7 protein-coding genes and 1 tRNA gene are annotated in these 8,293 nt (G+C 69.8%); 2 read left to right on the top strand and 6 right to left on the bottom strand.

What is annotated here, in order from left to right; all coding sequences use genetic code 11:
• Positions 1-111 precede the first annotated feature (111 nt).
• The 5 genes from O1R50_RS21820 to O1R50_RS21800 all read right to left on the bottom strand — a co-directional run bounded on the left by O1R50_RS21820 (position 112) and on the right by O1R50_RS21800 (position 4,497).
• On the bottom strand, positions 112-1,392 hold the full coding sequence (locus O1R50_RS21820; protein WP_270112339.1) for an extracellular solute-binding protein: 1,281 nt from the start codon (positions 1,390-1,392) through the stop codon (positions 112-114).
• A 231-nt stretch (positions 1,393-1,623) separates the two neighbouring features.
• A tRNA-Gly gene (locus tag O1R50_RS21815) sits at positions 1,624-1,697 on the bottom strand.
• Between the two features lie 79 nt (positions 1,698-1,776).
• On the bottom strand, positions 1,777-2,589 hold the full coding sequence (locus O1R50_RS21810) for a S1 family peptidase (protein WP_270112338.1): 813 nt from the start codon (positions 2,587-2,589) through the stop codon (positions 1,777-1,779).
• Between the two features lie 414 nt (positions 2,590-3,003).
• Positions 3,004-3,837, bottom strand: a complete 834-nt coding sequence (locus tag O1R50_RS21805; RefSeq protein ID WP_270112337.1) for a serine protease — start codon at positions 3,835-3,837, stop codon at positions 3,004-3,006.
• Positions 3,838-4,026: 189 nt separating this feature from the next.
• Complete coding sequence (locus O1R50_RS21800) at positions 4,027-4,497, bottom strand: GNAT family N-acetyltransferase (protein ID WP_270112336.1); 471 nt, start codon at positions 4,495-4,497, stop codon at positions 4,027-4,029.
• Positions 4,498-4,922: 425 nt separating this feature from the next.
• Between O1R50_RS21800 and O1R50_RS21795 the strand changes: the two genes are divergently transcribed.
• Positions 4,923-5,996, top strand: a complete 1,074-nt coding sequence (locus tag O1R50_RS21795) for a PP2C family protein-serine/threonine phosphatase (protein WP_270112335.1) — start codon at positions 4,923-4,925, stop codon at positions 5,994-5,996.
• Here O1R50_RS21795 and O1R50_RS21790 read toward each other — a convergent pair.
• The gene (locus tag O1R50_RS21790; RefSeq protein ID WP_270112334.1) at positions 5,975-6,112 is read right to left on the bottom strand and encodes a hypothetical protein; all 138 of its coding nucleotides are present in this window, start codon (positions 6,110-6,112) and stop codon (positions 5,975-5,977) included. The two genes, O1R50_RS21795 and O1R50_RS21790, sit on opposite strands and share 22 nt — an antisense overlap.
• Positions 6,113-6,366: 254 nt before the next feature.
• Here O1R50_RS21790 and O1R50_RS21785 point away from each other — a divergent pair, with 254 nt between their 5' ends.
• Positions 6,367-8,205, top strand: coding sequence for an acyl-CoA dehydrogenase (locus O1R50_RS21785; protein ID WP_270112333.1), 1,839 nt, complete (start codon positions 6,367-6,369; stop codon positions 8,203-8,205).
• Positions 8,206-8,293 lie beyond the last annotated feature (88 nt).

Below are 8,293 nucleotides of genomic sequence, written 5' to 3'. Positions count from 1 at the left end.
CCCCCCCCCCCCCCCCCCGCGCCCCGCCCGGGGGCCGGGGCCCCCCCCCCCCCCCCGGCCCCCCCCCGCCCCCGGCGGCGCCGGGGAGCTGATCCCTCTGGCGGGTCACCGTCACTGCTCGGCCGCCCAGGCTTCGTTGACCATGGCGACGAAGTCCTCGGGCGTCAGCTCGCCGAGGACGAGGCCCTGCGAGGCGTCGTTGATGGTCGAGCCGATCGACGGCGGGTAGGCCTGGTCGAGGTAGAGCTGCGTGTCGGTGGCGGTGGCCAGCGCGTCGATGACGGCCTGCTGCTCGTGGTTCGGCTCGGGCAGGACCGCCTCCGGGTTGGCGGCCACAGTGGACATGTTGCCGTCCTTGACCACGCGCGCCTGGTTCTGCTCTTCGAGGAGGTAGCACATGAAGTCCTCGATCTCGTCCGGCGCGTCGGCGCCGGCCGCGAAACCGCCGCCGCCGCCGAGGAACTCGGTGGCCGTTCCCGGTCCGCCTTCGACGGCGGGGAAGGGGAAGAAGGCGAGGCTCTCGCCGATGCCCTCGGTGCCGGAGGCGTCGCGCTGGACCTGCGGGCCCCACTGGCCCATGAGCTCCATGGCCGCGAGGCCCTCGCCCATGACGGCGGCTTCGCCGTCGGCTTCGCCGTACGTGGCGGACTCGAAGCCTTCCTGGAAGGGCTCCATGGCGGCGAGGTCGGCGAGGAGCTGGCCGGCCTGCACGAATCCGGGTCCGGAGAAGTCGCCCGATTCGGCCGCGGCCGCGAGGCCGTCGAGGCCGACCAGGCGCATCGCCAGGTAGGTCCAGTAGTAGTGGATGGGCCACTTGTCGCCGCCGCCGAGCGCGATGGGCGTGATGCCGGCGTCCTTGAGGGTCTGCACGTCTTCGGTGAACTCGGCCCAGGTGGTGGGGGTGTCGGTGATCCCGGCCTGTGCGAAGAGGTCCTTGTTGTACCAGAATCCGACCACGCCCTGGTCGAACGGGATCGCGTAGAGCTTCCCGTCGATCGTGTAGGACTCGAGGGCGATCGGGTTGACCTTGTCGAGGCAGGGGAGCCCGGAGATGTCGCGCACGAGCCCGGCCTCGACCTGCTCGGCGAGCACGCCGCCGCCCCAGGTGTTGTAGAGGTCGGGGAGGTCCCCGGCCTGGGTCTGGGTGGAGAGGCGGGTCTTGAAGTCCTCGACGGCGATGGCCGAGACTTCGACGGTCTGGCCCGATTCCTCGGACCACTCGTCGGCGAGGGCCTGCCAGGTGGACTTCATCGGGTCTTCGTTCTGGATGTGCCAGAAGGTGACGTCGGCGTCGCTCTCGCCGCTGTCGCCGCACGCGGCGGCGCCCAGCGCGAGCACGGCGGCCGTTCCGGCGGCCACCAGCGCTCGCGGCCGGAATAGGGGATTTCGCATCGTTGCTCGTCCTCTCGAGGGATGAAGGGTGCTCCGAAACTTTCGGGACAAGTATCGGAAATTATCGATGCGGTCATACTACCCGTGAGCATTCGGAATGTGAAGAGGGTCTCTGTTACCGCTTCGCCTTTCACTCCCTGCGGCATAGACGCAGGTCAATGGCCTAGATGTGAAAACGAGCCGGAAAGGCGAAACGGCCGTCCCGGTGCACCGGGACGGCCGTGAAACTTCTGGAGCGGGTGACGAGAATCGAACTCGCCTCTCAACCTTGGGAAGGTCGCATTCTACCAATGAACTACACCCGCGAGCTCTGGCGAACAGAGCCGATCGAAGTATACAAGGCCGCGGCGGCGGGGCCGTGAGACCCCGCCGCGCGGTCCTCGGTCACAGGGTCGCGAGTGCGGCGCTGATGTCGTCGTGCAGGAGCCCGACGTTGGCGTACACGCCCGGGTTGCCGGCCTCGCCGCAGCCTTCACCCCAGCTGACGATGCCCACGAGCACGCCGTCCGGGGAGACGAGCGGGCCGCCGGAGTCGCCCTGGCAGGAGTCGATGCCGCCGTTGGCGAGGTCTCCGGCGCAGATCATGCTGTCGGCGATGAAGCCGGTGCCGTAGGCCTCGGCGCATTCGGCGTCGGTGACGTAGGGGACGTCCACGTAGAGCAGGTCCTGCGAGCCCGAGCCGGACTCGGTGGTGCCCCAGCCGGCCACGGTCAGGCTCTCCCAGTCCTTGGTGTCGGCCTCGGCGAGCGGCACGGTCACGGCGTCGGGGATCGGCGCCGCGAGCTTGACGAGCGACCAGTCGTTGACCATGGTGCCGCCGTCGAAGCCGTCGGCGACCTTGATCTCGGCGACTTCGTAGACCTCGGTCTGGGTGATGTCGGTGCCGCCGTGGCGGATCACCATGTCGGCGGCGGCGGTGCCCTCGGTGCAGTGGGCGGCGGTGAGCACGACGTCGGCCTCGATGAGCTGGCCGCCGCAGTAGTTGAAGGTGGGGTCGCCCGCGTCGGCGAGCGCCACGATCCAGGGGAACTGGCCTTCGTCGGCGGGCTGGCCGCCGATGATCTGGGCGTCGAAGTCGCCTGCGGGGCTGTTGTCCTCGGCGTAGGCGCCGGTCGCGCCGAGGGCGAGGGCGGTGGCGCCGAGTCCCGCCGCGATGGCGGCGCCGATCCGGGTGAGGGTCTTTCTGCGGTTCTGCACGCGCAGTTCCTTTCGAGTCAGGTGGTTCGAAAGCGGCGGCATTGGTGCGCCGCCATGCCGTGACCCTACGGGAAAAGCGCTCATATTCATATATTCCCGTCATCACCGGTATTTCAGTTAATATGACCGAATTTACCTACGTGTCATACCAATAGGGACTTTAAAACCGATAAGGTCCTTTGCGGTTCAAGCAGTGAATCCACTGTGGACGGCAGGGGAAGGGCCGGGGGGGGGGGGGGGCGGGCGGCGCCCCCCCCCCCCCCGAGGCGCGGGCCCCCCGCGCGCCCCGGCCCCGCTCCCCCCCGTGGGGGCCGGGGGGGGGCGGGGCGGGCCGCGGGGCCCCCGCCCCCCCCCCCGGCCCCCTCATGAGTGATCAGGCCGCCTGCCATGCGGCCCTGAGGGTCTCTGCGGGTGCTACTCCCAGCCCGCCAGGACCTCGTCGATGGCGTCGTTGAAGTCCGCCACCTCGCCGTACACGCCCGGGTTGCCCGCCTCGGCGCAGCCGTAGCCCCAGCTCACGATGCCGACCAGGACCTGGTCCTCACCGGCCGGGGTCATGATCGGGCCGCCCGAGTCGCCCTGGCACGAGTCGACCCCGCCGTTCTCCAGGTCGCCCGCGCACAGCATGGTCTGCGCGTCGACCTCGTCCGGGTAGGCCGCCTCGCAGTCGGCGTCGCTCACGAACGGCACCTCGACCCACTGCGCGGTGGTCGGGAAGCCCTCGCCGGTGTCGCCCCAGCCCGCGGTCTCGAGGAGGTCGTACTCCTCGGGCTCGGTGCCGAGCGCGATCGGTTCGACGTCGACCGGCTCGGCGAGCTTGAGCAGCGCCCAGTCGTTCGCCATCGCGATCGGGTCGTTGAAGTCCTCGGCGACGTGGAGGTCCACGACCTCGGTCTCGACGACGTCCTCGGACTCGAGGTCGATCGCGCCGGAGAAGACCACCAGGTCCTCCGCGACGGACTCCTCGACGCAGTGCGCGGCGGTGAGGACCACGTCTTCGGCGATCACCGAGCCGCCGCAGAACTGCCTCTCGTACGCCGTGCCCTCGCCGGGGGAGCCGAGGCCGACCAGCCAGGGGTACTGGCCCTCTTCGACGTCGCCGCCGCCGATGATCTGGGCTTCGAAGTCGCCCTCGGTGTCCGCGGGTTCCGCGTTGGCGGCGACGCCCGCCCACGCGATGGCGGCGGCGCCCAGGCCTGCGGCGACGCCCGCGCCGATACGGATCAGATGCTTCCTCTTTCTGTCCACTGTGAATCCTTTCGGGGTGGATGTGAGGGTTGGCCCGTTTGGCCGTCCTAGACCGAAAGACGCAATGAGAGTGATTCACGGTTGCTTGCGGCTAAAGAAGATCTTTCACTGAATAGTCGCAAGTGGCGCCCCGGCACCCGCACACGGCCGGACAGGCGAACGCCTGTCCGGCCGCGAGCCGAATCGCATCTATGCGCGCTCGGAGCCGAGCTCCTTGCCCAAGTGGATCGAGCCGTCCGTGCACGCGTAGTGCCCGAACGGGGTCACCGGCACGTAGCCGAGCACCTCGTACATCGCGACCGCCTCGGGCTGGCGCGGGCCGGTCTCGAGGATGACCCGCTTGCGGCCGGCCTCGGCGGCGGACGCCTCCACGGCGGCCACGAGGAGTCGGGCGAGTCCCCGGCGGCGGGCGTTTTCGCGCACGTACACGCGCTTCATTTCGGCGTCCTCTTCGTGCGCGCGCCAGCCGCCGCACCCGGCCGGCTCCCCGGCCTCGTCGAAGGCCACGATGAAGTCGCCGTTCGGCGGGTGGAAGTCGTCCTCGCCGAGCTGCGTCTCGTCGCCCGAGCCGTAGCGGCGGACGTACTCCTCCTGGATCTCGGCGCAGAGCAATTGCGCCACAGGGCTGTCGAACCGGGTCCTCGAAAGCGTGTACTGCACGCGTTCAACTCTGACATGGCGCACCGCGCCACGCCAGCGCCCTTGATCACGCGAACCTCCAGCGCGAACCGGCCGATCGGCCGAGGTCCCAACCGCCCGTTCGGCGTTCGCGGCCGACCGAACGCACAGACTTGTCCCTCACCCGTCTGACGAGGTCCTCAACGACCGGTATCGCGTCCCCGACCATTACGATCTTCACATCGGCGATGGTCAGATCGGGTCCGGCGTCCCGGGCACCCCGTCGCCTTCCAACGCACGCGAGCGCGCGCATCCCTCCGGCTCCGGCCGGGCGCGCCCGGGGCACGGGTCCGCCCGCGCCCGACCCCCGTGCGAGAGCTTCCGCGAACGCGCGGGCGACCCGGCCGCGATCCGGTAGGAAGGAGGCATTCACCCACATGCGCACAATGCTGCGACGGAGGCCCGAGATGGCACGCACTGATCGCCGTCAAGGCTGGTCGGCGCCATCGATGCGGGTGGCGTTCGCCGCCGCTTTCGCGGTCGTGGTCGTCCTGGTGGGACTGCGGCTGACCGTGCGGGACGAGTCGCACGCGATCTCGTGGCTGGCCCTCCCTCCCCTGGCGGCCTCGGCGTTCCTGCCCTGGCGCTGGGTGGTCGGGGTCGGGCTCGCGAGCATGGCGGCGGCCTTCGTCCACCTGTGGATCATCTTCGACTTCGGGATGGTCGGGGTGGCCGCGCACGGCGTGGACTTCCTGGTCGTGTCGGTGGCCGTGGTCATCTCGGCGGCGGTGGCGGTCGTGCGCGAGCGGGACGACGAGCGGATGAAGCGGCTCACGCAGCTCGCTTCGGTTGTGCAGCAGGCGATCCTGCGGCCGATCGGGGAGCGCTTGGGGCCCTTCGACGTCGCGGCCCGGTACGTCTCGGCGCGTTCGGGCGCCGAGATTGGCGGGGACCTCTACGAGGCGCTGAACACCGAGTTCGGGGTGCGGATCATCATCGGCGACGTGCGCGGGAAGGGCCTGGACGCGGTGCGGCTCTCGTCGACGGTGCTCGGCTCGTACCGGCATGTGGCGTTCGAGCGTTCCGATCAGCGGTGCATGGTCAACGACCTGGACCACGCGGTGGCGCGGAACGCGGGGGACGAGGATTTCGTGACCGCGATCCTGTTGCAGGAGCGGGGCGGGACGCTGGAGATCCTCAATTGCGGGCACCCGCCGCCGATGCTGGTGCGCGACGGTGTGGCGACGTACCTGGAGCCGGAGTCGATGGCGCCGCCGCTGGGGCTCGGCCCGTCGGTGCAGGAGCTGACGGTGCGGTTGCAGCCGGGGGACCGGATCTTCCTGTACACGGACGGCCTGGCGGAGGCGCGCAAGGACGGGGAGTTCTTCCCGATCCGCGAGCGGGCCTGGAGCCTCATCGGGCACGGCAACACCGGTGACGGCCTGGCGTCCCTGGAGTCGGCGCTGCGCCGCTGGGTGGGCGGCCCGCTGACCGACGACATCGCGCTGCTGCTCTTGGACTACCGGCCGGAGAGCGGCTGAGCCTCCGGGATCGCGACGCGGAAGACCCGGTGCAGGACGGGTCGGGCGCGGCGGTGGCGTCCGATGTAGGCGGGTCGGGCGCGCGCGGCGATGCGGTCGGCGACGGCTCGGATCATGGGGTGCTCCCGTTGGTTCGCACAGGCGGTCGGTCACACGGTTCAACGAGGCACGGGTGCGCAGGTTACGGCGGCGCCGCGCGAGTCCGGGAACGCTCACCCGATCGATGGAACGCGCCGTGTCGGCGCGGTCGGAAATCGGACTGGATTTTCCTCTGAACGTACTTCTCCCCGGCGTTCCGGCGCGGCATACTTGAGGTAGCTACTCACGAGTAATATGATGGGCGTTACCACCGAGTAATGGAGGACCCGCAATGACGCACTTCCGCCACAACCTTCGAGACCTGGAGTTCAACCTCTTCGAGGTCTTCGGAGCGGACAAGATTCTCGACCACCCGGCCTACGCCGACCTTGACGAGGCGACCGCCCGCGAGATCCTGACCGAGCTGGCACGCCTGTCCCAGGAGGAGCTGGCCTCCGGCTGGGTCGAGGGCGACCGCAACCCGCCGGAGTTCGACGCCGCCAGCCACTCCGTGACGCTGCCCGAGTCGTTCAAGAGGGCCTACAAGGCGTTCATCGACGCCGAGTACTGGCGCCTCGACCTCCCCGAGGTCCTCGGCGGCACCGTCGCCCCGCGCATCCTCTGGTGGTCCCTGGCCGAACTCGTGCTCGGTGCGAACCCGGCGCTGTGGATGTACGCCGCGGGCTCCTCCTTCGCGCACAGCGCGTACATCGAGGGCACTCCCGAGCAGCAGGAATGGGCCAAGCTCTTCGTCGAGAAGGGCTGGGGCGCGACCATGGTCCTCACCGAGCCCGACGCGGGCTCCGACGTCGGCGCGGGCACCACCAAGGCCTACAAGCAGCCCGACGGCTCCTGGCACATCGAGGGCGTCAAGCGCTTCATCACCTCGGGCGACCAGGACATGACCGACAACATCATCCACTACGTACTCGCCCGCCCTGTGGGCGAAGAGGGCGCGGGCGGACCGGGCACCAAGGGGCTCAGCCTCTTCATGGTGCCGAAGTTCCTGTTCGACCCGGCCACCGGTGAACTCGGCGAGCGCAACGGCGTCAACGTCACCAACATCGAGCACAAGATGGGCCTCAAGGTCTCGGCCACCGCCGAGCTCACCTTCGGCGAGAAGTCCCCCGCGAAGGGCTGGCTCCTCGGCGAGAAGCACGAGGGCATCCGGCAGATGTTCCTCATCATCGAGTACGCGCGGATGATGGTGGGCACCAAGGCCATCGCCACGCTCTCCACCGGCTACCTCAACGCGCTCGACTACGCGAAGAGCCGGATCCAGGGCCCGGACCTGCTCAAGGCCGCGGACAAGGCCTCGCCGCGCGTGCCGATCATCAAGCACCCGGACGTGCGCCGCTCGCTGCTCATGCAGAAGAGCTACGCCGAGGGGCTGCGCGCGCTCGTCGCGTACACCGCCTCCTGGCAGGACAAGTCCCGCCTCGCCGAGATCGACGGCGACGACGAGGCGGCCGAGACCGCCAAGAAGGTCAACGACCTGCTGCTGCCGCTCGTCAAGGGCTGCGGCTCGGAGCGGGCGTACGAGCTGCTGAGCTCGGAGTCGCTGCAGGTCTTCGGCGGGTCCGGCTACCTCCAGGACTACCCTCTCGAGCAGTACGTGCGCGACGCCAAGATCGACACGCTGTACGAGGGCACCACCGCGATCCAGAGCCTCGACTTCCTGTTCCGCAAGATCATCAAGGACAACGGCGAATCGCTCATGGTCGTCGCCGGCGAGATCATGGAGTCCACGCAGGACGGGCACGCGGAGCTCGAAGAGGTGCGCGGCAAGGTCCTGCGCGCGCTCGGCGACGTGCAGGGCATCCTCGAAGCGCTCCAGCCGGCCCTCATGGCCGCGATGGGCGACGAGCCGCGCGAGCTGTACAAGGCCGGGCTCCACTCCCGCCGCCTGCTGCTCGCCGTGGGCGACCTCATGGTCGGCTGGCTCCTGCTGCGCCAGGCCGAGATCGCCCAGCAGAAGCTGGACGAAGGCGCCGACGACGACTTCTACCGCGGCAAGGTCGCGGCGGCGAAGTTCTTCGCCAAGGAGGTCCTCCCGCGCCTCACCGCCGACCGCAAGGTCGTCGAGGCCGCGGACCTGACCGCGATGGACCTGCCCGACGAAGCGTTCTAGCCCTAGGACGAGACGACCGCCCCCGCCGCAAGGCGCGGGCGGGCGGCGGGGCGCGCCGGGTGTCTCGTACCCCCCCGGCGGGGCGGGG

The sequence above is a fragment of the Glycomyces luteolus genome (assembly GCF_027622875.1).
In the GTDB taxonomy this organism is placed as follows: domain Bacteria; phylum Actinomycetota; class Actinomycetes; order Mycobacteriales; family Micromonosporaceae; genus Glycomyces; species Glycomyces luteolus.
This window is presented reverse-complemented; position numbering and strand designations above follow the sequence as displayed.